At 60.5% G+C, this 26,948-nt stretch carries 24 protein-coding genes; 12 read left to right on the plus strand and 12 right to left on the minus strand.

Annotation, left to right across the window (positions count from 1 at the left end; translation table 11 throughout):
- Window positions 1-444: 444 nt before the first annotated feature.
- The 9 genes from AC1IN8_RS02250 to sdhC all read right to left on the minus strand — a co-directional run bounded on the left by AC1IN8_RS02250 (window position 445) and on the right by sdhC (window position 11,156).
- Window positions 445-1,404 carry an SIR2 family protein gene (locus tag AC1IN8_RS02250; protein WP_479757905.1) on the minus strand — a complete coding sequence of 320 codons (960 nt, stop codon included), beginning with the start codon at window positions 1,402-1,404 and terminating at the stop codon, window positions 445-447.
- A 171-nt stretch (window positions 1,405-1,575) separates the two neighbouring features.
- Window positions 1,576-2,448, minus strand: coding sequence for a succinate--CoA ligase subunit alpha (gene sucD, locus AC1IN8_RS02255; protein ID WP_042649072.1), 873 nt, complete (start codon window positions 2,446-2,448; stop codon window positions 1,576-1,578).
- Window positions 2,448-3,614: an ADP-forming succinate--CoA ligase subunit beta gene (sucC, locus tag AC1IN8_RS02260; protein ID WP_106886993.1), complete on the minus strand. Its 1,167-nt coding sequence runs from the start codon at window positions 3,612-3,614 to the stop codon at window positions 2,448-2,450. The genes sucD and sucC overlap by 1 nt, the downstream gene beginning before the upstream one ends.
- A gap of 106 nt (window positions 3,615-3,720) precedes the next feature.
- Window positions 3,721-4,908, minus strand: coding sequence for a 2-oxoglutarate dehydrogenase complex dihydrolipoyllysine-residue succinyltransferase (odhB, locus tag AC1IN8_RS02265; RefSeq protein ID WP_479757906.1), 1,188 nt, complete (start codon window positions 4,906-4,908; stop codon window positions 3,721-3,723).
- Between the two features lie 92 nt (window positions 4,909-5,000).
- Entirely contained in the window at window positions 5,001-7,811 is a 2,811-nt protein-coding gene (gene sucA, locus AC1IN8_RS02270; RefSeq protein ID WP_342058546.1) for a 2-oxoglutarate dehydrogenase E1 component, read from the minus strand.
- Between the two features lie 115 nt (window positions 7,812-7,926).
- Window positions 7,927-8,643, minus strand: a complete 717-nt coding sequence (locus AC1IN8_RS02275) for a succinate dehydrogenase iron-sulfur subunit (protein ID WP_025326736.1) — start codon at window positions 8,641-8,643, stop codon at window positions 7,927-7,929.
- Between the two features lie 17 nt (window positions 8,644-8,660).
- A complete protein-coding gene (gene sdhA / locus AC1IN8_RS02280; protein ID WP_025326735.1) occupies window positions 8,661-10,427 on the minus strand; it encodes a succinate dehydrogenase flavoprotein subunit in 1,767 nt (588 codons plus the stop codon).
- A 1-nt stretch (window position 10,428) separates the two neighbouring features.
- Window positions 10,429-10,773 (minus strand): succinate dehydrogenase, hydrophobic membrane anchor protein, encoded by a 345-nt coding sequence (sdhD, locus tag AC1IN8_RS02285; RefSeq protein WP_005326929.1) that lies wholly within the window; start codon window positions 10,771-10,773, stop codon window positions 10,429-10,431.
- Window positions 10,767-11,156 carry a succinate dehydrogenase cytochrome b556 subunit gene (gene sdhC / locus AC1IN8_RS02290; protein ID WP_025326734.1) on the minus strand — a complete coding sequence of 130 codons (390 nt, stop codon included), beginning with the start codon at window positions 11,154-11,156 and terminating at the stop codon, window positions 10,767-10,769. The genes sdhD and sdhC overlap by 7 nt, the downstream gene beginning before the upstream one ends.
- 423 nt (window positions 11,157-11,579) lie before the next feature.
- Between sdhC and AC1IN8_RS02295 the strand changes: the two genes are divergently transcribed.
- The 3 genes from AC1IN8_RS02295 to AC1IN8_RS02305 all read left to right on the plus strand — a co-directional run bounded on the left by AC1IN8_RS02295 (window position 11,580) and on the right by AC1IN8_RS02305 (window position 13,871).
- Window positions 11,580-12,866, plus strand: coding sequence for a citrate synthase (locus AC1IN8_RS02295; protein WP_025326733.1), 1,287 nt, complete (start codon window positions 11,580-11,582; stop codon window positions 12,864-12,866).
- Window positions 12,867-12,961: 95 nt separating this feature from the next.
- The gene (locus AC1IN8_RS02300; protein ID WP_025326732.1) at window positions 12,962-13,273 is read left to right on the plus strand and encodes a DUF4377 domain-containing protein; all 312 of its coding nucleotides are present in this window, start codon (window positions 12,962-12,964) and stop codon (window positions 13,271-13,273) included.
- 94 nt (window positions 13,274-13,367) lie between these two features.
- A complete protein-coding gene (locus AC1IN8_RS02305; RefSeq protein WP_479757908.1) occupies window positions 13,368-13,871 on the plus strand; it encodes a GNAT family N-acetyltransferase in 504 nt (167 codons plus the stop codon).
- Between the two features lie 52 nt (window positions 13,872-13,923).
- On the opposite strand, the gene fabB is transcribed toward AC1IN8_RS02305, so the two are convergent.
- The gene (gene fabB, locus AC1IN8_RS02310; protein WP_202045310.1) at window positions 13,924-15,135 is read right to left on the minus strand and encodes a beta-ketoacyl-ACP synthase I; all 1,212 of its coding nucleotides are present in this window, start codon (window positions 15,133-15,135) and stop codon (window positions 13,924-13,926) included.
- 90 nt (window positions 15,136-15,225) lie between these two features.
- Between fabB and mnmC the strand changes: the two genes are divergently transcribed.
- On the plus strand, window positions 15,226-17,250 hold the full coding sequence (gene mnmC / locus AC1IN8_RS02315) for a bifunctional tRNA (5-methylaminomethyl-2-thiouridine)(34)-methyltransferase MnmC2/FAD-dependent 5-carboxymethylaminomethyl-2-thiouridine(34) oxidoreductase MnmC1 (protein ID WP_479757909.1): 2,025 nt from the start codon (window positions 15,226-15,228) through the stop codon (window positions 17,248-17,250).
- A 72-nt stretch (window positions 17,251-17,322) separates the two neighbouring features.
- On the opposite strand, the gene AC1IN8_RS02320 is transcribed toward mnmC, so the two are convergent.
- On the minus strand, window positions 17,323-17,928 hold the full coding sequence (locus AC1IN8_RS02320) for a DUF922 domain-containing protein (RefSeq protein ID WP_404838316.1): 606 nt from the start codon (window positions 17,926-17,928) through the stop codon (window positions 17,323-17,325).
- A 319-nt stretch (window positions 17,929-18,247) separates the two neighbouring features.
- Between AC1IN8_RS02320 and dcuC the strand changes: the two genes are divergently transcribed.
- The 5 genes from dcuC (at window position 18,248) to AC1IN8_RS02345 (ending at window position 24,769) form a co-directional block, all read left to right on the plus strand.
- Window positions 18,248-19,600: an anaerobic C4-dicarboxylate transporter DcuC gene (gene dcuC / locus AC1IN8_RS02325; protein WP_202045304.1), complete on the plus strand. Its 1,353-nt coding sequence runs from the start codon at window positions 18,248-18,250 to the stop codon at window positions 19,598-19,600.
- A gap of 101 nt (window positions 19,601-19,701) precedes the next feature.
- Window positions 19,702-21,363 (plus strand): bifunctional metallophosphatase/5'-nucleotidase, encoded by a 1,662-nt coding sequence (locus tag AC1IN8_RS02330; RefSeq protein ID WP_479757910.1) that lies wholly within the window; start codon window positions 19,702-19,704, stop codon window positions 21,361-21,363.
- A gap of 281 nt (window positions 21,364-21,644) precedes the next feature.
- Window positions 21,645-23,288 (plus strand): hypothetical protein, encoded by a 1,644-nt coding sequence (locus AC1IN8_RS02335; RefSeq protein ID WP_162519158.1) that lies wholly within the window; start codon window positions 21,645-21,647, stop codon window positions 23,286-23,288.
- A gap of 131 nt (window positions 23,289-23,419) precedes the next feature.
- Window positions 23,420-23,923 carry a M48 family metallopeptidase gene (locus AC1IN8_RS02340; RefSeq protein ID WP_319916908.1) on the plus strand — a complete coding sequence of 168 codons (504 nt, stop codon included), beginning with the start codon at window positions 23,420-23,422 and terminating at the stop codon, window positions 23,921-23,923.
- A gap of 81 nt (window positions 23,924-24,004) precedes the next feature.
- The gene (locus AC1IN8_RS02345) at window positions 24,005-24,769 is read left to right on the plus strand and encodes a DUF2927 domain-containing protein (protein ID WP_247626357.1); all 765 of its coding nucleotides are present in this window, start codon (window positions 24,005-24,007) and stop codon (window positions 24,767-24,769) included.
- Between the two features lie 129 nt (window positions 24,770-24,898).
- On the opposite strand, the gene AC1IN8_RS02350 is transcribed toward AC1IN8_RS02345, so the two are convergent.
- The gene (locus AC1IN8_RS02350; protein WP_171273977.1) at window positions 24,899-25,153 is read right to left on the minus strand and encodes a DinI family protein; all 255 of its coding nucleotides are present in this window, start codon (window positions 25,151-25,153) and stop codon (window positions 24,899-24,901) included.
- Window positions 25,154-25,407: 254 nt separating this feature from the next.
- On the opposite strand from AC1IN8_RS02350, the gene AC1IN8_RS02355 reads away from it, so the two are divergent.
- The 3 genes from AC1IN8_RS02355 to AC1IN8_RS02365 all read left to right on the plus strand — a co-directional run bounded on the left by AC1IN8_RS02355 (window position 25,408) and on the right by AC1IN8_RS02365 (window position 26,947).
- Window positions 25,408-25,677 carry a type B 50S ribosomal protein L31 gene (locus tag AC1IN8_RS02355; RefSeq protein ID WP_139435391.1) on the plus strand — a complete coding sequence of 90 codons (270 nt, stop codon included), beginning with the start codon at window positions 25,408-25,410 and terminating at the stop codon, window positions 25,675-25,677.
- A complete protein-coding gene (gene ykgO, locus AC1IN8_RS02360; protein ID WP_025326720.1) occupies window positions 25,674-25,799 on the plus strand; it encodes a type B 50S ribosomal protein L36 in 126 nt (41 codons plus the stop codon). Before AC1IN8_RS02355 ends, ykgO begins: the two co-directional genes overlap by 4 nt.
- 440 nt (window positions 25,800-26,239) lie before the next feature.
- A complete protein-coding gene (locus AC1IN8_RS02365) occupies window positions 26,240-26,947 on the plus strand; it encodes an oligogalacturonate-specific porin KdgM family protein (protein WP_106887010.1) in 708 nt (235 codons plus the stop codon).
- The last annotated feature ends 1 nt before the right edge of the window (window position 26,948 follow it).

The following is a 26,948-nucleotide window of genomic DNA, read 5'->3' on the forward strand; positions in this document are numbered from 1 at the left end:
GCTCGCTCAATACACTGACAAGCGCGTGGTTATACGCGCTATGGCCCGCTTTTTCAAGGTTGGTGGCGGTTTCGCCTATGAACTCTAGGTCGATATTCTGGAACAGATCTACGATCCCCGCGTTACTCACATCGTCTTTTACAGCAAGACCGATTTACCCAATTCAATAAGGCTCAGGCGGTGAGACAGGCTATCAACTACGAGCGAAGCGGAGATGCCGCCAGCCCAGCGCCTTTACCAGCGAAATGCCGACCCCTGAGCCGGCATTTTTATGACGCGGCGTGATTGTCAGACCTGACAGCGAGGAACACTGTGCAAGGCCAATGGCCTTGGTTTAATGCGCATTCAACCTGACCCTTTGACCCGAACGGAGGGGGCATTGGCAACCTATTCCTGCGGTTTATCGAACCTACGGGCCAAGAAAAATCTGTTTTATGGGATATTTTACCATTGCGTAAAATTAGTAATATTATTCAATCTAACTACAGTTACGTTTTTTCCAAAAATTCTCCGCCAATAAGATTCGCGATCAATTTGTTCGCCTGCGCCACTCCACTCAACAACTCTCAGAGTTGTTACGTTTAAGTAAGGGCGTAGTAGTGAGTTCAGGTGATTGTCTAAACCAGAGTAACCAAACAGTATAATTTCTTCAACTTCAGATAACGCAAAGCGTAAATAGTCCCAATAAGCAGATAGCACATCAGACGCAGCAATAACCGATGGCTTGTGTTTAACATGAGTTAGAACGATATGTTCACTTGCCTCTGAACAATTAAGAGACAAATCACCACGAGGTAACTTCACTATATTTCGATTGCGATTAACAAATAATGGAGATCCGTGAAGATGCAAGTAATACCCAAAATCATTATTATGCTTCCTTTCCAAAGCTCCGGCTGAAAATCCTCGGTCTAACATTCCATCTACAAGATATCCATCATAACCATTAAAAATTCCATTATCTATAAAGGCACTATAAAGCAATTTATCATAGTTCAAAGTTGCAACATGCGAGCATGTATCCTTAATAAACTCAATTAAATAATGCTCAAACCTAGGTGGTAGAAAACCATCGTAGTTATGCAACCTGGTAGCCACTCTATGCATGTATATTGCGGTAACTCCAGGGAATTCCTGACCATATTTATTTAACCAATGAACATCTCCATTACCTATCCTATCCAGCGCTTTACAATAGGTGACGGCTTGGTGGAGGCTATCCAATTCATGTTCACCTGAAGGGGCCCCTACACGACCGATGGCTCGCTCTATTAATGTCTTAGACTCTGGAGTTAAAAAGCCATTTTGATTCCAAGTTTCTTCAAGAGCGGATTGTAATGAAAAATGAATTGGATCTATAGCCATACCTAACCCATTACCGAAAATGATTAACTTCCTATCCACATGAACTCCTTTTTATACTTTTAAAATGATTTATCATCTATCGTGCAAAAATAAATTAACTATGTAAATTTGTATATTCAATCCATTATTAGATTGTCTTTTGAAAACCTATAGCAATAAAAATGCCGCCCTCGGGCGGCATTTTCAATTAGAGATAACAGGCTAAAGAACTTACCAGCCGGTCACTTCACGCAGGGCTTTGCCGATATCGGCCAGGGAGCGCACGGTTTTCACGCCGGCATCTTCCAGGGCGGCAAATTTCTCGGCCGCAGTGCCTTTACCACCGGCGATGATGGCGCCCGCATGACCCATGCGCTTGCCAGCCGGGGCGGTGACACCCGCGATGTAGGAGACCACCGGCTTGGTGACGTGGGCCTTGATGTAGGCCGCGGCCTCTTCCTCGGCGCTGCCGCCGATCTCGCCGATCATCACGATGGCTTCGGTCTTGGGATCGTTCTGGAACATCTCCAGGATGTCGATGAAGTTGGAGCCCGGAATGGGGTCGCCACCGATGCCGACGCAGGTGGACTGGCCGAAGCCCTCGTCCGTGGTCTGCTTGACCGCTTCGTAGGTCAGGGTGCCGGAGCGGGAGACGATGCCCACCTTGCCCGGCTTGTGGATGTGACCCGGCATGATGCCGATCTTGCACTCACCCGGAGTGATGACGCCCGGGCAGTTCGGCCCAATCATGCGCACGCCGGTTTCCTGCAGCTTCACCTTGACCTGCAGCATGTCCAGGGTGGGGATGCCTTCGGTGATGGTGACGATGAGCTTGATGCCGGCGTCGATGGCTTCCAGGATGGCGTCCTTGCAGAACGGGGCCGGCACATAGATGACGGAGGCGGTGGCGCCGGTGGCTTCCACGGCGTCACGGACTGTGTTGAACACCGGCAGGCCCAGGTGAGTGGTGCCACCCTTGCCCGGGGAGACGCCGCCGACCATCTGGGTACCGTAGGCAATGGCCTGTTCGGAGTGGAAGGTACCCTGACCGCCGGTGAAGCCCTGGCAGATCACCTTGGTGTCTTTGTTGATCAGAACGCTCATTATTTGGCCTCCGCTGCTTTTACCACTTGCTGAGCTGCGTCAGTCAGACTCGTTGCGGCGATGATATTGAGGCCGCTGTCGGCCAGTTTACGGGCACCCAGTTCGGCATTGTTGCCTTCCAGACGCACTACCACGGGCACCTTGACCCCCACTTCCTTGACCGCACCGATAATGCCTTCCGCGATCATGTCGCAGCGCACTATGCCGCCGAAGATGTTGACCAGCACGGCTTGTACCTTGCTGTCGGAGAGGATGATCTTGAAGGCCTCGGTCACGCGCTCCTTGGTGGCGCCGCCGCCGACGTCCAGGAAGTTGGCCGGTGAGCCGCCGTGCAGGTTGACGATGTCCATGGTACCCATGGCCAGGCCCGCGCCGTTGACCATGCAGCCGATGTTGCCATCGAGCGCCACATAGTTCAGCTCCCACTGGGCGGCGTGCGCTTCGCGGGGGTCATCCTGGGAGGGATCGTGCATCTGGCGCAGCTTGGGCTGACGATACAGGGCGTTGGCGTCGATGTTGATCTTGCCGTCCAGGCAATGCAGGTTGCCCTTGTCGGTGATGACCAGGGGGTTGATCTCCAGCAGGGCGAAGTCGCAGTCCAGGAACATCTGGCCCAGACCCATGAAGATCTTGGTGAACTGCTTGATCTGATCGCCGACCAGACCCAGCTTGAAGGCCAGCTCACGGGCCTGATAGGCCTGCGGGCCCACCAGGGGATCGATGGCCGCCTTGTGAATGAGTTCCGGGGTTTCGTGGGCGATCTTCTCGATGTCCACGCCACCTTCGGTGGAGGCCATGAAGACCACGCGGCGGCTGCCACGATCGACCACGGCGCCCAGGTACAGCTCCTTGGCGATGTCGGTGCAGGACTCTACCAGGATCTTGGTGACCGGCTGACCGTTGGCGTCAGTCTGATAGGTGACCAGGTTCTTGCCGAGCCAGTTCTGGGCGAAGGCACGGATCTCGTCCTTGCTCTTGGCCAGCTTGACGCCGCCCGCCTTGCCACGGCCACCGGCGTGGACCTGGCACTTGACGACCCAGGTATTGCCGCCAATCTTGTCGGCCGCTTCGGCCGCTTCCTGCGGGGTAGCGCAGGCATAACCTTCGGAGACCGGCAGGCCATACTCGGCAAACAGCTGTTTTGCCTGATATTCATGCAGATTCATAGATGCTCTATCCGTGTTGTAGGTATTTCCGTCCGGGGCTCGTGTTTCTCAATCCCCTGTGAATGGGGGCCTGGGCGGCCCCTCGTTATCTTTCAGTCACTCTTGCTCAGACATCCAGCAGCAGACGGGTCGGGTCTTCCAGCAGCTCCTTGATGGAGACCAGGAAGCCCACGGACTCGCGGCCGTCGATGATGCGGTGATCGTAGGAGAGCGCCAGGTACATCATCGGCAGGATCTCGACCTTGCCGTCGACGGCCATGGGGCGGTCCTGGATCTTGTGCATGCCCAGAATGGCGCTCTGGGGCGGGTTGATGATGGGGGTGGACATCAGGGAGCCAAACACGCCGCCGTTGGTGATGGTGAAGTTGCCGCCGGTCAGTTCGTCCACGGTCAGCTTGCCGTCACGGCCCTTGCCCGCCAGATCCTTGATGGCCTTCTCGATGTCGGCGAGGCTCATGTTGTCGCAGTCACGCAGCACAGGGGTCACCAGACCACGGGGGGTGGAGACGGCGATGCTGACGTCGAAGTAGTTGTGGTATACCACGTCATCGCCGTCCAGCGCCGCGTTCACTTCCGGGTAGCGCTTCAAGGATTCGACCACGGCCTTCACGTAGAAGGACATGAAGCCGAGCTTGATGCCGTGCTTCTTCTCGAAGATCTCGCCGTACTGCTTGCGCAGCTTCATGATGGGCGCCATGTTGATCTCATTGAAGGTGGTCAGCATGGCGGTGGTGTTCTTGGCCTCCAGCAGACGCTCGGCGATGCGCTTGCGCAGACGGGTCATGGGCACCCGCTTCTCGGTGCGACCGGCCAGGGGGGCTATGGGCGCAACCGGTGCGGCGGCCACGGCGGCGGGGGCTGCCGGCTTGCCCAGGTTCTTGATGAAGGCATCCACGTCTTCCTTGGTGACGCGACCGCCCTTGCCGGTGCCGGTCAGCTTGGCCACGTCGATGTCGTGCTCGGCCACCAGGCGGCGCACGGAGGGGCTCAGGCCATCGGCGGCGTCATCGGCAGCCACTTCCACCGGCTTCTCCTTGGTCTCTTCACCGGCCACAGGGGCCGCCTTGAGAATGGCGATCAGCTGGCGGGAGAGCACGGTCGCGCCTTCCAGTTGCAGGATGTCACCCAGCACGCCGGCTTCCGGCGCGGGCACTTCCAGCACGACTTTATCGGTTTCGATGTCAACCAGTACTTCGTCACGGGCAACCAGGTCGCCCGGTTTCTTGTGCCAGGTGGCGATGGTGGCGTCCGCCACTGATTCCGGCAGGTCCGGTACCTTGATCTCGATAGTCATGTAATCAGTTCCTTGTTACTTCTTGGCCAGCAGGCTTGTTCCAGAGACGGAGAGGGTCGGCTGCACAGAGCCCCCTCCCCTTCGCAACTCGTTTATTCCAGGGTCAGCGCGTCTTCCACCAGGGCTTTCTGCTGCTTGGCGTGGACAGACATGTAACCGACGGCCGGTGAGGCCGAGGCCGGGCGACCGGCGTAACGCAGACGGGCATGGCTTGGCAGCACGCTGTCATAGTGATGACGGGTGCTGTACCAGGCGCCCTGGTTCTGCGGCTCTTCCTGACACCAGACGAAATCGGTGACGTGGGCATAATCGGCCAGGATGGCGCGCACTTCCTCTTCCGGGAAGGGGTAGAGCTGCTCGATCCGCACCAGGGCTACATCCTGCTGCTCGGCCTTGCGACGGGCATCGAGCAGGTCGTAGTAGACCTTGCCGGAGCAGAAGACCACCCGCTTGACCGCTTTCGGATCCAGCGCGTCGATCTCGCCGATGGCGTTCTGGAAGGTACCTTCCGCCAGCTCGTCGAGCTTGCTCACCGCCAGCGGGTGGCGAAGCAAGGACTTGGGCGTCATCACGATGAGCGGACGGCGCATCGGGCGCACCACCTGACGGCGCAGCATGTGGAACACCTGGGCCGGGGTGGAGGGCACGCACACCTGCATGTTGTGCTGGGCACACATCTGCAGATAGCGCTCCAGACGGGCGGAGGAGTGCTCAGGGCCCTGCCCCTCATAGCCGTGGGGCAGCAGCATGGTCAGACCGCACATCCGGCCCCACTTCTGCTCGCCGGAGGAGAGGAACTGATCCACCACCACCTGGGCGCAGTTGGCGAAGTCGCCGAACTGGGCTTCCCAGATGGTCAGACCGGCCGGCTCGGCACTGGCGTAGCCATATTCGAACGCCAGTACCGCGTTTTCGGTCAGCACCGAGTCGTAGATCTCGAACGGACCTTGCTCGTCGTGCAGGTTGCACAGCGGGGTGTAGGTGCTCGCATCGCTCTGGTTGTGCAGCACGGCGTGGCGGTGGAAGAAGGTGCCACGGCCGGAGTCTTCCCCGGTGAAGCGGATGCGCGCGCCCTTGTCCACCAGGGTGGCGTAGGCCAGGGTCTCGGCAAAGCCCCAGTCCACCAGCTTCTCGCCAGCGGCCATCAGGCGGCGATCTTCGTAGATCTTCTCGACCTGGCGTTGCAGCACATGGGTGGCCGGGTACTGGCTGATGCGCTCGCCGAGGGACTTGAGGTGATCCATGGGCACTGTGCTGTCGTAGCTCATGGCCCAGTCGTGACCGAGATAAGGGGTCCAGTCCACGGAGTGCAGCTCCATGGGACGCCACTCCTTGCTCACCCGCTCGCCCCGATCCAGGGTATCGCGGTAGTCGTTGACCAGGGTAGTGGCCAGCTCGGGGGTGATGGTGCCTTCGCCAATCAGCTGATCGGCGTAGATCTTGCGCGGCGTCGGGTGCTGCTTGATCTTCTGGTACATCAGGGGCTGGGTCGCGCTCGGCTCGTCCGCCTCGTTGTGACCGTGACGACGGTAGCAGACCAGCTCGATCACCACGTCGCGCTTGAAGGTGTTGCGATAATCCAGCGCAATCTGGGTCACCAGCACCACGGCTTCCGGGTCATCCCCGTTGACGTGCAGCACAGGCGCCTGCACCGCCTTGGCGATGTCGGTACAGTATTCGGTGGAGCGCAGGTCACGTTGATAGGAGGTGGTGAAACCAACCTGGTTGTTGATGACGATGCGCACAGTGCCGCCGACGCCGTAGGCACGGGTCAGGGACATGTTGAAAGTCTCGGCCACCACCCCCTGCCCCGCGATGGCGGAGTCACCGTGGATGGTGATGGGCAGGACGCTGGAGCCATCCTTGTCACCACGGCGGTCCATACGGGCACGCACGGAGCCGATGACCACGGGGTTGACGATTTCGAGGTGGGACGGGTTGAAGGCGAGCGCCAGGTGGACGTTGCCGCCCGGGGTGGCGAAGTCGGAGGAGAAGCCCATGTGGTACTTCACATCCCCTGTGCCCCAGGATTCCCCGTGCTTGCCGGCGAACTCGTCGAACAGGTCCTGGGCGCGCTTGCCCAGCACGTTGATCAGCACGTTCAGGCGACCGCGGTGGGCCATGCCGATGACGGCCTCCTTGCAGCCCTGCTCACCGGCGCGGCGGATAAGCTCTTTGAGCATGGGCACCATGGCATCGCCCCCTTCCAGGGAGAAACGCTTGGCCCCCGGGAACTTGGCCCCCAGGTATTTTTCCAGCCCTTCGGCGGCGGTCAGGCTCTCGAGGAAGCGGGTCTTCTCTTCGAGGGTATAGGTCCCCTTCCCTTCGATGGATTCAAGACGGTCTTGCAGCCAGCGCTTCTCCTCGGTGGAGGTGATGTGCATGTAGTCTGCACCTATGCTGCTGCAGTAGGTCTTCTTCAGCGAGGCGTAGAGATCGGAGAGCACCATGGTCTCGCGACCGATGGCGTAGGAGCCCACGTTGAAGGTGGCCTCCATGTCTGCGCCCTGCAGGTTGTGAAAGGCCGGGTCGAGCTCGGCAACGGTTTCACGCTGCCACAGGCCCAGCGGATCCAGATTGGCATTCTGGTGACCACGGAAACGGAAGGCGTTGATCAGCTGCAGTACGCGCACCTGCTTGGCATCCACCTGGGGATCGGAGACCGGGGCGCTGTAACGGGAGGGATCCTTGGCCAGGCGGCGGAAATAGTCGCGAACCTGGGAGTGGGGTTGTTCGACTGCATGGCCATTGACCTGGGGCAGCTCGCTAAACAGGCTGCGCCACTCTTCGGCCACGGAGTCGGGGTTTTCCAGGAAGGATTCGTACAAATCCTCAATGTAGCTTGCATTCGCACCAGCCAGGTGAGATGACTCCAACCAGGCCTTCATCACGCCGTTATGCATTTCTATCCCTTGTACATCTTGTTCACTGCAGCGCAGCTTGTAGGGTCATAGCCATCCCGGGACGGGATGGCTATCCAGAGGTCGGGCCCGGCGCAAGGCGCCTCAGGCCCTGGTATCAAACAGCCCGGTTGAGCAACATCGACTTGATCTGACCGATGGCCTTGGTCGGGTTCAAGCCCTTGGGACAGACGTTCACGCAGTTCATGATGCCGTGGCAGCGGAACACGCTGAAGGCGTCATCCAGGTTGCCCAGTCGTTCGGTAGCCGCGGTGTCGCGGCTGTCCGCCAGCCAGCGGTAGGCGGCGAGCAGCCCGGCCGGGCCGATGAACTTGTCCGGGTTCCACCAGAAGGAGGGGCAAGAGGTGGAGCAGCAGGCACAGAGAATACACTCGTACAGGCCATCCAGCTTGGCGCGCTCTTCGGGGGATTGCAGGTGCTCACGCACGGGCGGCAGTTTTTCATCGTTGATGAGGAAGGGCTTGACCTTCTCCCACTGGGTGTAGAACTGGGTCATGTCGATCACCAGATCGCGGATCACTGGCAGACCAGGCAGGGGTCGGATGACGACCTTGTTGCCCTTCTTCAAGAGATCGGAGAGCGGGGTGATGCAGGCAAGACCGTTCTTGCCATTCATGTTGAGACCGTCCGATCCACAGACCCCTTCGCGGCAGGAGCGGCGGAAGGAGAGCGTGGGATCCAGCTCCTTGAGCTGGATCAGTGCGTCGAGCACCATCATGTCGGAACCTTCAGGAATATCAAGACGATATTCCTTCATATGTGGGACGTTATCAACATCCGGGTTGTATCTGTAAACAGAGAATGTGACGTTCATTGTGGTTGCCTCCGCAATCAGTAAGTCCGCACCTTGGGTGGGAATGCCTCACGGGTTTTCGGAGACATGTTGACAGCACGACGGGTCATGGACTCGGTGTCCGGATGATAGAGGCTGTGGCACAGCCAGCTCTCGTCGTCACGCTCCGGGAAGTCGAAGCGACTATGGGCGCCCCGGCTCTCGGTACGGAAGTTGGCGGCAACCGCGGTGGCAAACGCCGTCTCCATCAGGTTGTCCAGCTCCAGGCACTCGATGCGCTGGGTGTTGAACTCCTTGGAGGTGTCGTCCAGACGGGCATTCTTGAGGCGCTCGCGGATGAGTTTCAGCTCGGCCAGCCCTTCTGCCATGGCGTCCCCTTCGCGGAACACGGAGAAGTTGTTCTGCATGCAGCGCTGCAGGTCACGGCGAATCTCGGCGGGATCCTCGCCATCGCGGTTGTTCTCCCAGCGATTGAAGCGGGCCAGCGCCGCGGCGATGTCGGACTCGGAGGCCTCGCGGCCATGATCCATCTCGCCCAGGGTCTCCACCAGGTGCATGCCGGCGGCACGACCGAACACCACCAGATCCAGCAGGGAGTTGCCACCGAGACGGTTGGCACCGTGCACGGAGACGCAGGCAATCTCCCCCACCGCGAACAGGCCGACCACGGGGACGTCGTTGCCGTCTTTATCCTGGGTCAGACACTGGCCGTTCACGCTGGTCGGCACGCCGCCCATCATGTAGTGGCAGGTCGGGATGATGGGAATGGGTTCCTTGACCGGATCCACGTGGGCGAAGGTGCGAGAGAGCTCGCAGATGCCCGGCAGACGGGATTCCAGCACCTCTTTGCCGAGGTGATCCAGCTTGAGCTTGATGTGCGGGCCCCAGGGACCGTCGCAGCCACGGCCTTCGCGGATCTCGATCATGATGGAGCGAGCCACCACGTCGCGACCGGCGAGATCCTTGGCGTTGGGTGCATAACGCTCCATGAAGCGCTCGCCATCTTTGTTGAGCAGATAGCCGCCTTCACCACGGCAACCCTCGGTCACCAGTACCCCTGCCCCGGCGATGCCGGTGGGGTGGAACTGCCAGAACTCCATGTCCTGCACGCCGACCCCGGCGCGCAGCGCCATGCCGACACCGTCACCGGTGTTGATGTGGGCGTTGGTGGTGGACTGGTAGATGCGACCGGCGCCGCCAGTGGCAAGCACCGTGGCCTTGGCCTTGAAGTAGACGACTTCGCCGCTCTCCATGTCGATGGCGGTGCAGCCGACGATGTGGCCGTCCTGGTTCTTCACCAGATCCAGGGCATACCACTCGGAGAAGACGGTGGTCTTGTTCTTGACGTTCTGCTGATACAGGGTATGCAGCAGGGCGTGACCGGTCCGGTCGGCAGCCGCCGCAGTACGGGCCGCCTGCTCGCCGCCAAAATTCTTGGACTGACCGCCGAAGGGGCGCTGATAGACAGAGCCGTTGTCGAAGCGGGAGAAGGGCAGGCCCATGTTCTCCAGCTCATAGATGGCCTCGGGGCCGGTCTTGCACATGTATTCAATCGCTTCCTGGTCACCGATGTAATCGGAGCCCTTGACGGTGTCATACATGTGCCACTGCCAGTTGTCATCGTGGGCATTGCCCAGGGCGACCGTGATCCCGCCCTGGGCGGAAACCGTGTGGGAACGAGTCGGGAAAACCTTGGAAAGCAGTGCGCAGCTCTTGCCGGACTGGGCAATCTGCAGCGCGGCGCGCATGCCGGCACCACCGGCACCGATCACGACCGCATCAAATTCACGAGTTGGAATAGTCACCTTACACACCCCACAGCACGACGAAACCCGTCATCAGATAGACGAACAGCACCACCACCAGCGCAAACTGCAGCGCACCGCGCAGCCCGACCGGCTTGATATAGTCGGTCAGCACCTGCCACAGACCGATCCAGGCGTGGATCAGGACGCACAGCAGCGTCAGCAGGGTGAAGACCTTGGTGAAGGTTGTGGCGAAGAAGCCGGTCCACACCTCGTAGGTGATGTCGTTGAAGGCGACAAAGCCCACCAGATAGAGGACGTAAGCCGTCATGATGAGGGCGGTGGCGCGGATCAGGATGTAATCATGAACACCGCTGCGCCCGAAAGTTGCAGAATTGGTTACCATACCAGTACCCCCGCCAATACCGCCAGAATCCCGGTAATCACGAAGCCCACCCGGGCACTCTGATTCGCGGAATCCAGCTCTTCCCAATGCCCCATGTCCATGACCAGATGACGCAGGCCGCCCACTATGTGGTATGCCAGCGCAGTCAGGATCCCCCACAACACGAACTTGACCAGGAAGTTGTCCATGATGGCAACGACGGTTTCAAATCCTTCGGGAGAGGAGAGTGAAGTTCCAAGCATCCACAGCAAGATGGCCAGCGCCACAAAGGTGATGACCCCTGAGACACGGTGCAAGATGGAAGCGATGGCGGTGACAGGAAAGCTGATCGTTTGCAGGTCGAGGTTTACAGGTCTCTGTTTATTTTTCACGGCTTTGCCCACTCAGCTCCATTGAGCACGTTAGTTATTGTTTTCACACGCTTTGAGGGCGAGGAGTGGCATTTGTTAGGTTTTTGTTACCAAAACAACTCGGAAAAGCCAAAAACAACATTTTAGATATCACATCTGGCTTTGCGAAAGCGTTTCAAACACCGACGGCCATCACCCACGAGGCGCAGTATATCGGCGGCCTTAACCAATGACAATCAATTAGCTACATAGAAAACCCAAAACCGTAAACCAGATCTCACAACCGCTTTAACAAGTCATTAATGATCATTCATGAAAATTGACAAGAGAGTGGTTCTCTGGTTCAAATAAGGCGCTCCAGCCGCCGTGGTACGGGTAAGAACCTTTGCCAGCGTCATGAAAGTCGTAATAAAGTAGGACTGGAACCAAATTATAAAAGAGCAAAGGAGACGTGCTATGGCTGATAAGATAGCCACCCTACATCTGCCCGGAAAAGAGCCGGTAGAACTACCGATCCTGTCCGGTACTGTTGGACCCGATGTAATCGATGTCAGAAAACTGGGCTCGCAAGGGTACTTCACCTTCGACCCCGGCTTTATGGCCACCGGTGCTTGCAAATCATCCATTACCTATATCGACGGAGATCAGGGTGTCTTGCTGCACCGTGGTTATCCCATCGCCCAGTTGGCCACCCAGGCCAGTTACCTGGAAGTCTGCTACATACTGCTGTACGGCGAGGCGCCCACCAAGACGCAATACGCGGAATTTGAACGCCTGGTCACCCGCCACACCATGGTGCACGAGCAGATCGCCTTCTTCTTCCGCGGCTTCCGCCGTGACTCCCACCCCATGGCGATCATGTGCGGTGTGGTCAGCGCCCTGTCCGCCTTCTATCACGATGCCCTCGACATCAACAACGAAGAGCATCGCGAGATCTGCGCCTTCCGTCTGCTCTCCAAGATGCCGACCCTGGCCGCCATGTGTTACAAGTACTCCATCGGCCAGCCCTTCATGCAGCCGCGCAACGCCCTCTCCTATGCCGGCAACTTCCTGCACATGATGTTTGGCGTGCCGACCGAAGAGTACAAGGTCAACCCCATCGTCGAGCGCGCCATGGATCGCATCTTCACCCTGCATGCGGACCACGAGCAGAACGCCTCCACCTCCACCGTGCGTCTGGCCGGCTCCTCCGGCGCCAACCCGTTTGCCTGTATCGCCGCGGGGATCGCCTCCCTGTGGGGTCCGGCCCACGGCGGTGCCAACGAAGCCTGCCTCAAGATGCTCGAAGAGATTGGCTCCGTGGATCGCATCCCCGAGTACATTGCCAAGGCCAAGGACAAGAACGACCCCTTCCGTCTGATGGGCTTCGGTCACCGGGTCTACAAGAACCACGACCCCCGTGCCACCGTGATGCGCGAAACCTGTCACGAGGTACTGACCGAGCTGCAGATCAAGGATCCGCTGCTGGACGTGGCCATGGAGCTGGAGCGCATCGCGCTCTCCGACCCCTACTTCATCGAGAAGAAGCTCTACCCGAACGTGGACTTCTACTCCGGCATCATCATGAAGGCTATCGGCATCCCCATGTCCATGTTCACCGTGATCTTCGCCATCTCCCGCACCATCGGCTGGATTGCCCACTGGAACGAAATGCACTCGGATCCGGACCAGAAGATCGGTCGTCCGCGTCAGCTCTATACCGGCCTGGCCCAACGGGATTTCACTCCCCTCGATCAACGCTGATCCGGCGAGTTGTCATGGTTTGTTACAAAGGCGGTCATTGACCGCCTTTTCATTTGAGGGTTTAATCGCGCCCTTTTACGCCAAGGACACCCATCATGAAACCCTTGCTCCTCTGCTCCGCCCTGTTGCTCAGCGCCTGCCAGAGCACCCCGACCACCCAGACCCTCTATGTCCAGGACAAGCTGGCCGACTGCGTCGGTGTCGCCCCCATGAAGTGCATGCAGGTGCGCAGCCAGCCGGGCGAGAGCTGGACCCTCTTCTACCAGCAGATCGAGGGCTTCACCTTCGAGCCTGGTTTCCGCTATCAACTGGAAGTGCGTACCGAACAGCTCACCGACGTGCCGGCAGACGCCTCCTCGGTGCGCTATCAGCTGATCAAGGTGGTGAGCAAAGAGGCCGTTCGCTGAGCCACGAGGGGCTGCGGTTCAATTTGCACGCCCCCTGGGTTATGCTGACCCCCTTCTTTCAAGGGTTGACCAGGGGCACGCGCCCTCCAGTACGATGATCAAGATCAGAACCATACGGGCCCTCGACTGGCCCGCCATCATGGCCATTCAGAGCGAGTGCTACCACCAGCTGGAGCCCGAGCCCCTCGAGGTGATGAGCAACAAGGCAGAGCTCGCCCCCGCCTGCTGCTGGGTCGCCGAGCATCAGGGCCGGGTGCTCGGTTACCTGCTCTGCCATCCCTGGCGTGCCCACCAGCCCCCGCCTCTCTCGGTGCCGATGACGGCGCTGGCCGGTCATGAAGAGTTCTATCTGCACGATCTCGCGGTCTCGGACAAGGCCCGCGGTCTGGGCGTCGGGCAGCGACTGCTGGCCACGGCGCTCGATTTCGCGAGCCGCGAAGGGTATCGCCATGCAGGTCTGGTGGCGGTTCAGGATGCCCCCGCCTTCTGGCGCAAGCAGGGCTTCGTGCCAGCCAAGACCCCCAAGTCGCTGGAGGAGTACGGCGAGGGCGCCGTCTATATGCGACGGCCGCTGACCGAGCCGGCTGAGATGATCTGACCCATAAAAAAGGCGCCTTTCGGCGCCTTTTTCTATGTCAATCCGGTGAGCATCAAGCCTTGAACTTGCTGAACACCAGGGAGGCGTTGGTACCGCCAAAGCCGAAGCTGTTGGACATGACGGTATTTAGATCGGCGGCTTCGTACTCGCGCACTATGGGCAGACCCACGGCCTTCTCGTCCAGGTTCTCGATGTTGATGCTGGGGGCGATGAAGCCGTGTTCCATCATCAGCAGGGAGTAGACGGCCTCGTGCACGCCGGCGGCGCCCAGGGCATGACCGGTCATGGCCTTGGTGGCGGAGAGCTTGGGCGCATTGCTGCCAAACAGGGTCTGGATGGCTTCCAGCTCCTTGGTATCACCGACCGGGGTGGAGGTGCCGTGGGTGTTGATGTAATCCACAGAGCCGACACCCTGCATCGCCATCTTCATGCAACGCACCGCGCCTTCACCGCTCGGGGCGACCATGTCGTAGCCGTCGGAGGTGGCACCATAACCGGTGATTTCGGCGTAGATGTGGGCACCGCGGGCCAGGGCATGTTCCAGCTCCTCGACCACCAGGATGCCGCCGCCACCGGAGATGACGAAACCATCGCGGTCCGCATCATAGGTACGGGACGCCTTTTCCGGGGTGTCATTGTACTTGGTGGAGAGGGCACCCATGGCATCGAACTGGATGGTGGAAGACCAGTCCAGCTCCTCGCCGCCGCCGGCGAAGACGATGTCCTGCTTGCCAAGCTGGATCAGCTCCAGTGCGTGACCGATGCAGTGGGCAGAGGTGGCACAGGCGGAGCTGATGGTGTAGTTGACACCCTTGATCTTGAACGGGGTGGCCAGGCAGGCAGAGGTGGTGGAGGACATGGTGCGCGGCACCATGTAGGGACCCACTCGCTTAACCCCTTTCTCACGGGCGATGTCCGCAGACTCGGAGGTGTTCTTGCCGGAGGCGCCGCCGGAGCCGACCACTATGCCGGTACGCTCGTTGGAGACCTGATCCTCTGGCAGACCCGCGTCAGCGATGGCCTGCTCCATGGACAGATAGGCATAGGCCGCGGCGTCACCCATGAAACGCATGACTTTACGGTCGATCAGTTCAGACGGATCGAGTTTGATGTTACCCCAGACACGGCTGCGCAGGTTGTACTGTTCAAACTGCTCGGAATAGGTGATGCCGGATTTGCCTGCTTTCAGGGAGGCCAGCACCTCTTCCTTGTTGTTGCCGATACTGGAGATGACGCCGATACCGGTGATCACTGCTCTTCTCATTAATTCATCTCGTCTGGAAAAACTGGCACCGAGTCTACCCGCTTTCGGCTGCCAAACTGGTCTGCTTTCACGTAGAATGCCCGCGAATTTATGACGCGAGCAGAGGAAAACGTGAGTCAAACATCCTTACATCATGCCCGATTGGACTGGAATGAAGCGGGAACTCCAGTCTCCAGTGAGTTCGGGGATGTGTACTTTTCCAATGATAACGGTCTAAGTGAAACCCGCTACGTCTTTTTATTGCAAAATCACCTACCGGCACGATTTTCGCACCACGATAGTGACAGTTTCGTGATTGGCGAAACAGGTTTCGGCACAGGTCTTAACTTTCTGGCGACAATGGCCGCCTTCCTGGAACAGGCCCCCCAATCCGGCAACGGCTCGCACCTGCACTTCATCAGCTTCGAGAAATACCCCCTGGCCCAGGCCGATCTCTGCAAGGCCCTGGCGGCCTGGCCCGAGCTCGCGCACCTTAGCCAGCCTCTCATCGATCAGTGGCCACTGCCGGTCTCCGGCTGCCACCGCCTCATTTTTGCCGGCGGCCGCATCCGCCTCGATCTCTGGCTTGGCGACATCAAGGAGATGCTGCCCCAGGTGCCTCACGGCCCCCAGGGTCTGGTGGATGCCTGGTATCTGGATGGCTTCTCGCCTGCCAAGAATCCCGAGATGTGGACACAAGCACTGTTCGATGGCCTCGCTCGCCTCGCCCGCCCCAGCGCGACCCTCTCGACCTTTACCTGCGCCGGTTTCGTGCGCCGCGGTCTGATTGACGCCGGCTTTGCCATGAAGAAGGTGAAGGGACACGGCAGCAAGCGGGAGATGCTGGCTGGGAGGTGGGAGGGCAAAGTGCCCGAGCAGAGCATCTCCCCCTGGTATGCCCGCCCCGCCGGCCGGGACGGCGAGGTGCTGATCATCGGCGGCGGCATCGCCTCGGCCATGACGGCGCTCTCCCTGGTGGAGCGAGGCCGCAAGGTGACCCTGCTGTGCGAAGAGGGCGAGCCCGCCACCGGTGCCTCCGGCAACCGGCAGGGGGCGCTCTATCCGCTGCTCAACGGGGAGCACGACGCCCTGTCGCGCTTCTATTCCCTCGCCTTCGGCTATGCCCGCCAGCGGCTGCTGGCCCTGGCCGCGCGCCATCCCGTGGCCTTCTCCCTGTGCGGTGTCACCCAGCTCGGCTACGACGACAAGTCCGCCGCCAAGCTCGCCAAGATGGGTCAGGGTCCCTTCCCCCCCGAGCTGATGCACCCACTCTCTGCCTCGGAAGTTGAGCAGGTGGTCGGCCTGCCCTGCGGCCACGGTGGCGTCAGCTACCCCCTGGGGGGCTGGCTCTGCCCGGCGGATCTCACCCGCGCCGCCCTGAAAGAAGCGCAAGCCAGCGGTCTGCTGCGCCTTGAGTACCACACACCGGTGAGCACCATCAGCGAGCTGGCAGACGGCTGGCAGGTGGAGAGCCTGGATGGCCGCCAGTGGCAGACCCCCAACCTGGTGGTGGCCGCCGGTCACCGGCTGCCCGCCCTGCTCCCCTTCGCGGAGCTGCCGCTCTACCCGGTGCGCGGTCAGGTGAGCCATGTGCCGACCACGGCGCGGTTAAGCCAGCTCAGGACTGTGCTCTGCTACGACGGCTACCTCACCCCGGCCCACGACGGAGCGCACTGCATCGGGGCCAGCTATGGCCGCAATCAGAGCACCCTCGCATTCAGTGCCGAGGAGCAGGCTCAGAACCGGGCGCGGCTGCAAGCCTGCCTGCCGGATCAGAGCTGGCCTGCCGAGGTGGACGTGAGCGGCAACGAGGCGCGGGTGGGCGTTCGCTGCGCCAGCCGGGATCACCTGCCGGTGGCAGGGCCAATCGCCAGATTGGCAAGCCTGGCGGATCAAGACCCTAAAGCCCCCGCTGATCAGCAGCGCGCGCTGCCCCTGCACGCCGGCCTCTATGTGCTGGGCGCCCTCGGCTCCCGGGGTCTGTGCTCGGCGCCGCTCTGCGGTGAGCTGGTGGCGAGCGAGATCTGCGGGGATCCGTTGCCGCTGGCCGCCGATCTGCTGGAGGCGCTGCATCCGGCCCGCTACTGGGTGCGCAGGCTGCTCAAGGGCAAGCCCCTGCGCGATCCGGCGTCCTGATCCCAACCCAGGTTGGATCTCAAACAAAACGGGCTTCCCCAAGGGAAGCCCGTTTTTTATTGGCGATGACGATCAGCTGCCCTCTGGCCAGCTGACCCCGAGCTTGCGCCCCCGATCGGTCTGCTGCGCCAGGGTGGCGAATCGATCCCGGGTCGCCTCCAGCACCGCCTGCCCCTGTTGCCAACCCTGATACTGCAAGGCGGCGCAATCCCGGGCGACGGGCAACTGGGCGAACCGGATGCCGAGCTGGCTGACGCTTTCGAGCAAGATGTCCTTGTGACGGCTCTCGTAGTCGAACATGGCCGCCACCAGCTTGTCCCACTTCTGCCGCTCCGCCGCGGACGCCCTGCCCTTGTCCATCCAGTTCGGCACCCTGACCTGGATGCGGGCCGTCACCTGGGCCTGATCCAGCTCGCAGCGCGCCGGGGTCGCCCTGGTCTGCAACTGCCAGGAGAGCTGATAGCTGGCCCTGCCGATATGGCCGTCCGCCTGGGCAGGCGACAAGGCGGTGATCTGGCGCATCACGGCGGCCACATCGGCCCCAGATACCCGATAGAACTGGAAATCGACCTTGATATCGGGCGCCACCCGAATACCTGCATAATGGGAGGGTGCTGCTCCGATTGAGGCGGCATATATGAGGGCCGCCACCGCCCCTGTCTTGCTGAAGAGTCCCATCGTCGTGCTGCCTTGCTCCTTGTGAGTCCGGCGTAAATTCAATTAATAATCAATGAATTAATAGTCAGTGTGGGAGATTAACCGCGATCAGGGGCGCTGTCACCTGCTCTCGGAGCCGGGGGCGGCAAAGGGACGGCTTCCACCCGTTCAGAATGGGGATTTGCAAGGGAGATCACAGCCAGCCACCATCCCCATGGAGAATTACTCCTTATGAGGTAATAATCCCGGCGTTTTTGTTGGCACATGTCGAGCTAGCCAGTCCAACCCTCTGCTCAGCCCGTTAGATGCCCGACCTCACTCCATACTCAGGAACCTATTTATGATGGAACTCCTTATTGGCACCCTGGTCACCCTGGCCGTGGGTCGCTACATCTTCAAGGGCTATTCGGCGACCGGGGTGCTGCTCAGCGGCGGCCTCTTGCTGCTGGCGATCACCGCCCTGATGGGCAAGGCGGTGCTGCCAGCCAGCGTCACCTCCACCGGCCACGTGGCCACAGACGTGTTCGAGTACGTGCGCTTCCTGCTGGTCGACAGGGGGGGTGGCCTCGGCATGCTGATCATGGTGCTGTGCGGCTTTGCCGGCTACATGAGCCACATCGGCGCCAACACCATCTTGGTGAAGCTGGCCAGCAAGCCCCTTGGCATCATCAAGTCCCCCTACATATTGCTGGTGGCCGCCTACCTGGTGGCCTGTGCCATGTCGCTGGCGGTGAGCTCAGCCACCGGCCTCGGCGTGCTGCTGATGGCGACCCTGTTCCCGCTGATGGTCAACATGGGGATCTCCCGTGGCGCTGCGGCCGCGGTGTGCGCCTCCCCGGCCGCCATCATACTGGCCCCCACCTCCGGGGACGTGGTGATGGCCGCCCAGGCCGCCAACATGGAGCTCATCGAGTTTGCCTTCAAGCTGACCCTGCCCATCTCCCTGACGGCCATAGCCGCCATGGCGGTGACCCACTTCTTCTGGCAGCGCTATCTGGACAGAAAGTCCGGCGAGCACAACGAGGCGGTTGCCCCGAGCGATCTCATCACAGACGCCCCCGGCTTCTACGCCATACTGCCGTTCACCCCCATCATCGGCGTGCTGCTGTTTGACGGCAAGCTGGGCCCCAAGCTCGACATCGTCACCATCATCGTCATCTGTCTGGTGCTGGCCGCCCTGCTGGAGCTGGTGCGCAAGCGCAACGGCCGCGAGCTGCTGGACGGTCTGCAGGTGTGCTGGCGCAGCATGGCCGACGCCTTCGCCGGCGTGGTCATGCTGCTGGTGGGAGCCGGGGTCTTCGCCCAGGGGCTGATGGGGCTCGGCTTCATCGCAAACCTCCTGGATCTGGCCCAGAGCTTTGGCACAGGCGGCGTCATCATCATGCTGGTGCTGGTGGTCATCACCACCCTGGCCGCCTTCACCACAGGCTCGGGCAACGCCCCCTTCTACGCCTTCGTGGAGCTGATCCCGCACCTTGCCACCAGCCTGGGCGTCAATCCCGCCTACCTGGTCATCCCCATGCTGCAGGCTTCCAACCTGGGTCGCACCATCTCGCCGGTCTCCGGGGTGGTGGTCGCCTGTGCGGGCATGGGCAATCTATCCCCGTTCGAGGTGGTCAAACGCACCTCCATGCCGGTCGCCGTCGGCCTCTTGGTGGTGATCCTCGCCACCCAGATCCTGGTGCCTGCCTGAGTACCGTCTGACGCTTTTCCAGCCCGGCGTCTGCCGGGCTGGCATCCCCCCCACCCCTTGCAGTAGACTCGGTGCTCTTTTTCCCTAAGGAGGACCGAGCCTTGAGTATTACGGTTCAACTTGCCCACTTCAGTGACTGCCACTCCCATTTCGATGGCGCGCCCATGCGCTTCTCCCCAGAGGGTGAGTCCGAGTGGCGCACCCAATGTGGCGGCTACGGCCGCATCCTGACCCGGCTGACCGCCCTGCGCCAGCAGGCCGCCGCCGCGGGCCAGACCTGCCTGCTGCTGCACGGGGGTGACACCTTCCAGGGGTCGCTCTATTTCAACCGCTTCAAGGGGCGGGCCAACGCCGACCTGCTCGGCCTGCTGCGACCGGATGCCATGGTGATCGGCAACCATGAGTTCGATCTCGGCAACGGCCCGCTGGTGGAGTTTCTGCGCCAGCTCGACTATCCGGTGCTGGCCGCCAACCTCGACAGCAGCCAGGAGCCGGCCGATGCCCCGCTGCGGCTGCACGGCTTGCCACAGCTGTATGATGCCAGCCGCCCCTGGCACAGGCGCGTCATCGACGGCGTCCCCTTCGCCCTGCTCGGCATCACCTTGCCGCAGATGGCCGCCATCGCGAGCCCGGATCCCCATACCCGCTTCCACGGCATCGAAGAGACCCTCAGCGCCGCCCTCGGCGAGATCAAGGCCGAAGGAATAGAGCACATCATATTGCTCAGCCACCTTGGGCTGGAGCAGGACAAGAAGCTGGCGGCCCGCTTCCCCGAGCTCAGCCTGATTGTCGGCGGCCACACCCACAGCCAGCTGGGGGATCTGGCCCCGCTCGGGCTGATGAGCGAGGGGAGCTACCCCTTGATGATCGAGGGGGTCGCCATACTGCATGCGGCCCACAGCGCGCTCTGTCTCGGGGTGTGCGAGCTGGAATTTGATGCGCGCGGGCGCGTTTGCCAAAGCCGCGGCCAGCTGGAGTGGCTGCCCTGGCAGCCCTGGCCCTTTGCCTCGCCCCCGCCGGCAGGTCTCCATTTCTGCGAGCCGGCCCCCGAGATCGAGCAGCATCTGGCCAGGCGCTACCGGCCCGAGCTCGAGACCATGACCCGGCGCATCGTGACCCACCTCGCCGGGCCACTGCACCATCAGCGCCTGCCCGATGCTGCTCTGCCCGCTGGCAGTCAGGTCGCCCCCCTGGTGGCGAGCGCCATGCTGGCCGGCGCCCGCGAGCAGGTGGGCCAGGTGGACTTCGCCCTGCACAACGCAGGGGGGGTGCGCTGCTCCCTCGAACCCGGCCCCTTGAGCGAGGCGGACATCGCCGGGCGCCTGCTGCCCTTTGCCATCCCGCTCACCCTCTACCGGGTGCACGGCCATGAGCTGGCAGAAGCGCTGGAGGGGGCCATCGACAACGCCACCAACAACGGCGTGGTTGGCAATGGCAGCGGCAGCTTCCCCTATACCGCCGGGATGCGCTTCAGTTATCAGGCAGACAGGCCCAAGGGGAGCCGGATCACTCGCCTCGAATGGGAGGCGAGTCCGGGTCAGTGGCAGAGCGTCGAGATGGATGCCATCTATCGGGGGGTCTCCAGCGCCTACACCGCCTCAGGCAAGGAGGGCTACACGGCCCTGGCCCGCACCCTGACCCAGCACAATCAGGAGCTCGGCATCACCCTGGCCGATGCCTTTATCCGCTGGGCCCGCCATCTGCCCGAGCTGGCCCTCCTGCCGGCACTGGTGGAATACCAGGGCGCCAGTCCCATGGTCTGAGGCCCCTCGCCGGGCCCTCCCCTGTCAAGGCGCCGCTTTTCTTCGTGAGAGCGGCGCTTGTTACATTTTTCAAGCACAGTCCCCAGCCCCATTGCAGCGGACTACCGCCTCGGCAACACCAGTCAACAGCGGGTCCCGCTAATCATTTAGCCCACTGCGGGCACTGAAAACGCTACTTTTATACATTATTTCAAACACATCACCCCAGCCCATTGCATCGGACTGCCGGCCTCGGCAAGATAGGCCCGCTTTTACGTCTTTCCCGCAGGAACAGGTCATCCATGAATCACGCCATCCGTTTTACCCCTCAGCGCTACAACCCCGGGCTCAAGCCGCTGGTTGTCCTGCTCACCGCCCTGATGGCGCTGCTGTTTTGCTTGCGCAACCCGCTGTTCCACGGCATGGCGCCCGGCTTTGATGCCTCCCTGTTTGCTGTGATGGGCAAGATGTGGAGCGAGGGGGGCGTACTCTATCGGGACATGATCGACATCAAGGGCCCCATGATCTTCGCCCTCGATGCCCTCGGCTACTCCCTGGGCGGTTTCTTCGGGATCTGGCTGCTGGAGTGGGTGCTCTGCTGGCTCGGTCTGCTCGCCAGCTGGCAGGCGTTCTCCCAGCTGGGGCTCTCCCTGCGGGCCCGCCTCGGCAGCATGCTGGCGATCCTTGCGCTCTACAGCACCCGTTACTACTACGGCAACATGACCGAGGACTGGACCTTCCACCTGGCCCTCATCGCCCAGTGGGCCTTCATCACCCTGCTGCTGGACAAGCAGTTTCGCTGGGGCCCGGCCCTGGTAGCGGCCCTCACCTTCGCCATCGTGGCCTGGATGCGCACCAACAACGGCGCCTTCTGGGGAGCCTGGTATCTGGTGCTGTTCTGCCACTGGTGTCTGCGTGAGCAGTGGCGCTGCGCCTTCGGCCTGCTCTGCTCCAGCCTGCTGGGGCTGGCCCTGGTCGGCGGCCCGCTGTTTGCCTACTTCCAGCACCACGGCTTGCTGGACGAATTCAAATACTACGCCTTCGGCATCTTCTTCGAGGGGAGCTATGGCAACGGCTTCTCGCCGGAAGTGGGGGCCGTCGGCTTGCTGCGCACCGGCCTCGTCATGCTGCTGCCCGCCTTCATGGTGCTGATGCTGGGGCGCCGCCAGGAGTGGTATCTGCCCGCCCTCTGCGCCACCCTGTTCGGCGTGCTCTTTACCCTGATCGCCAACTCCGTCTCAGGCCACGTGTTCGATCACTACGACGTGCTCTACCTGCAGCTTGGCCTGCTGCCTCTCGCCTGCCTGCTGGATCGCAGCGAGCAGCAGTCCGATGCCCTGGGCCTGCTCTGCATCTCCCTGGTGGTACTGACCGCGAGCTGGCTGCTGGCCCAGCAGCTCGGTTACGGCTGGAGCACCAAGGAGTGGTCGCTGCCGCGGGTGCGCGAAGTGCTTGGCAACAGCCTGCTGTGGGCCCTGCCGGTGCTCATCCTGGTGCCGCTCTGGCGCGCCTGGGATGTGCGCAGCGCCACCCCCTGGCTGGCGTCGCTCGCCATGCTGGCGCTGCTGGTCAACAACGCCTGGGAGGGCAACCTCAAGGGCAAGCCGTTCAATCCGCCGGCCCAGGTGCGGGTCGACAGGATCAAGGCCGAGACCGGGCCGACCGACAAGATCTGGGTCGACGGCATACAGCCGCAATACTATCTGTGGACAGATCGCCAGCCCGCCTCCGCCTATCTGTTCTTCGCCAACGTCAATCCGCCCTATGACGTGCGCGAACGGGTGCTGGCCGACATCCGGCGGCAGGATCCCAAGTTCATCATCGCCAAGCCGGAGCGGGTGGCAGAGCAGCTGAAAACGCCGAGCTCTCCCTCCAGCCTCGCCTTCTATCAATATCTGACGGACCGCTACCAAGAGGTGGATCCGGGTCTCTATCGCCGGCGTTGAGACAGATTGACGAAAGTCGGGGCCGTCGCTGGCAACAGCGACGGCCCCTTTCATTGGCGTGCAGACCTGTGTTCAAGGGGGCCCATCATGATTACAATGGCGCTCTTTTTTAGTGTGAAGGGGGAGACATCATGGCGGAACTGACCTATCTGGGGGGCTATCCTGATCCCCTCAAGCACCAGGTACAGCAGTTGATCGCGGCGGGAAAGCTCGGCGAGATGCTGGCCAAACGCTACCCCGAGACCCACCTCGTCCAGAGTGACAAGGCGCTGCTTGCCTATACCATGGAGCTGAAAAACCGCTACCTGAAAAGCTCGGCGCCGCTCTCCAAGGTGATCTTCGACGGCAAGATCAATGTGATCAAGGATGCCCTCGGCCTGCACACCTATGTCAGCCGGGTACAGGGCAACAAGCTCAAGGCCAAGAACGAGATCCGCATCGCCGCCCTGTTCAAGGAGGCCCATCCCGCCTTCCTGAAGATGATAGTGGTGCACGAGCTGGCCCACTTGCGGGAGAAGGATCACAACAAGGCCTTCTATCAGCTCTGCCTGCACATGGAACCGGACTATCATCAACTGGAGTTCGATCTCAGGCTCTGGCTCACCTGGCGTGACATCGAGCGCACCTCGGGCTGACCCTATCGATTGCAAGGAGGCAAGATGATCCCAGGGCACACTCGTTCAGGGCGCAGCCCTCGGCATACCGCGCCAGGCCGGATGCTGGCCCTGTGGCTCGCCGCGCTGCTGCCCGGCTCCCTGCAGGCCACCGAACGCTGGCAGAGCAACGACTATCTGGTCCAGAGCTTCATGGAAGTCGCCATGAAGCGGGAATATGGGCATGAGAGCCAGGTGCACTTCTCCCGCTGGCAAGGCCCCATCCGCCTCAAGCTCATCAACGAATTTGGCGACAAGGCGCTGCAGGCCGAGGTGGTCAAGGTGCAGAGCCAGCATCTGGCCAGGATCACCGGCCACCCCATACAGCTCGTCAACGACAACCCCAATCTCACCCTCATCATGACAAGGCACCAGCAGATGGCCAGCTGGGCCGGCCGTACCATGCGCCAGGATGACTCTGTCGGCATTGCCCTCAAAGAGGGGGTCTGTCTGGCCAATTTCGCCACCAATGCCCGTTACGAGATCACCCGTGCCACCATCATCATCCCGGTGGACTACAGCCGGGCCAAGGGCCGCTTCCTGGATTGCGTGGTGGAAGAGCTCACCCAAGTGATGGGGCTGCCCAACGACTCGAACAAGGTGTTTCCCTCCATCTTCAATGACAACAGCATCGACAGCTTCCCCACAGGTCTCGACTATGTGCTGCTCAAGCTCGCCTATCATCCCGCCCTCCAGGCAGGGATGACGGCCGACGAGGTGCGCACTGCCCTGCCCATTGCCCTCAAGGCACTGCGCGCCAATGGCGACATCGCAGAGGCCAACCAGCGGGTACAGAGCGGCAGCCTCAAACGCTGGGCCGGGCTCTGAATCTCCTGGCCTGGCTAAGTGCCAGGTTGCCTGCCCACAAACACGAAACGCAGCCTTGAGCTGCGTTTCGTTCAAATCGGGGTGAACGCCAGCCCGATCAGGACAGGCAAATCGACAACCACCCCCTGATCAGGCCTCGGCGCCTTCTGCCTCCGGCATCCAGCTCTCGGCGTTCTCCCATACTTCCTGCACCATGGCTTCGGCCAGCTCCCTGTCCTCCTTGCTGGCTCGGCTGACCGTCAAGGCCATGGCACTGCCCGGGGCGACCCGCACATGCAGATCAGGGAATCGCTCGCCCAGTTGCTTGAGCAACTCCTGACGCAGCGCCTCCATGGTCGCAGTGGGGATCTGATGTTTTCTGTCGATGATGATTTCCAGGCGCATAGGATACGTCTCCATGATGGTTAACTGTATTTTTATACAGTAAAAACCAAAAGTAAAGACTCAACTTCTCGTTCCCCTTCCATCGCTCAACAATCCATCGCTCTCCCCTGTCATGACCACATCGCATTCCTCCCGCTTCCCTTTTCTGAGCGCGTTCCATCCTGCCTGACCACCTCGGGAGAAAAAAATGGTTGATATTGATTCTCATCCGTCGCATCATGACTTCGTGTTATAACATAACATAAGAGACGATCATGCGCCCCGACATTCACCCTCAATACCGCAAGGTCCTGTTTCACGATCTGGCCAGCAACACCTGCTTCCTGATCGGATCCACCTTGCAGACCGATCGCACCAAGCAGTGGGAAGATGGCAACACCTATCCCTATGTGACGCTGGATGTCTCCAGTGCCTCCCACCCCTTCTATACCGGCAAGCAGAAGCAGGTCGGCAAGGAAGGACAAGTCGCCCGCTTCGGCCAGCGATTCGGCCAATTCTTCAACAAAGGAAAAGAGAAGTCATGAAGGTACTCGCCTCCCTGAAATCAGCCAAGTCACGTCACCCGGACTGCCAGGTCGTGCGTCGGCGCGGCAAGCTGTTCGTGATCTGCAAGAGCAATCCCAGATTCAAGGCTCGCCAGGGCTAAACCCCCAGACACAATGTCCATCCTCACTGGCCCTCTTTCCGAGGGCCAGATCGTTTCTGGCTCATCGCAGACACCGCCTGCTCGTCTTCGGCCCTGAACGCTCCCCAGCAAGTTCCAGTCAACCCCCTCCAGCACCCACAAAAGAAACGTCGTTTCATTTTATATAGATATAGATCCCATTTTCGTATCTCATCATGGCGCCACCGTTGTAAATGAAACGCCAAATGAACTATATTTGAACCGTCGTTTTGAAAATGAAAGTACCCGGTAAGATGAAACCAGGCCAGCACGTCCTTACAGATGCGCGTGCTGACCTCCACGCGGCCGTGCTCCGCCACCAAATTCGACACCAACGAGTCCAATCCAGATTGAAAGCCACGTGCGCTATCTGGCAATGGGACCACTGTCAGTAGCTTTTTTCATAGGATTGATCGAACGTTATGACGCTGAAATTCACGTGTGCAGCCATCGCCGTCTGCTCGGCGCTCACCAGCATGAATGCAAATGCATGGAGCCTCAATTATCGACACGAGTTCCTGGAAAAACAGGATCAACAAAGCGATCGTCTGGTGGTTTCCCACCGCTTCGATAATGGTTGGGGGTTTGGTGTCGAATCCAAATTTACCAACGGAGGTGAGGGTGAAGGTGCTTTCGATGAACTTCACACCACGGGCACTGAATATGACCTGAGCTATCTTGCCAAGCCCAATGACAAATGGTGGTGGGAAGCCGGCTTTAATACCGAGATCACCAATGACGTGCAAGATCTGCGTGTTCATTTCAAACCGACTTACTGGTTCAATCCCAATTTTTATACTGCCGCACGTTTCCGGGTGGGTCAGCGTAACTACGATGATTCGCTCAACAAGGAAAACGGTCATTATTTCCAGTTGAATTATTATCTTGGTTATAACGCAGAGAATTGGTCTGTTGCCTATGACTTCGAATATAAGAAGCTCGATTATCCTGACTTCAATGGCGAAGAGTATTCATATCTTAACAACGTCACCATCCGTGTCCCCATCAACAAGAACTGGCGACCCTTCACCGAAATCGGCTACGTATCATACAACGATCCGGCCGATGACAACCCCTACCCCAACGACTGGCAGTGGCGCTGGCGCGTCGGGATTGAGTACATCTTCTAGA

Source organism: Aeromonas sp. 130281, from assembly GCF_056642115.1.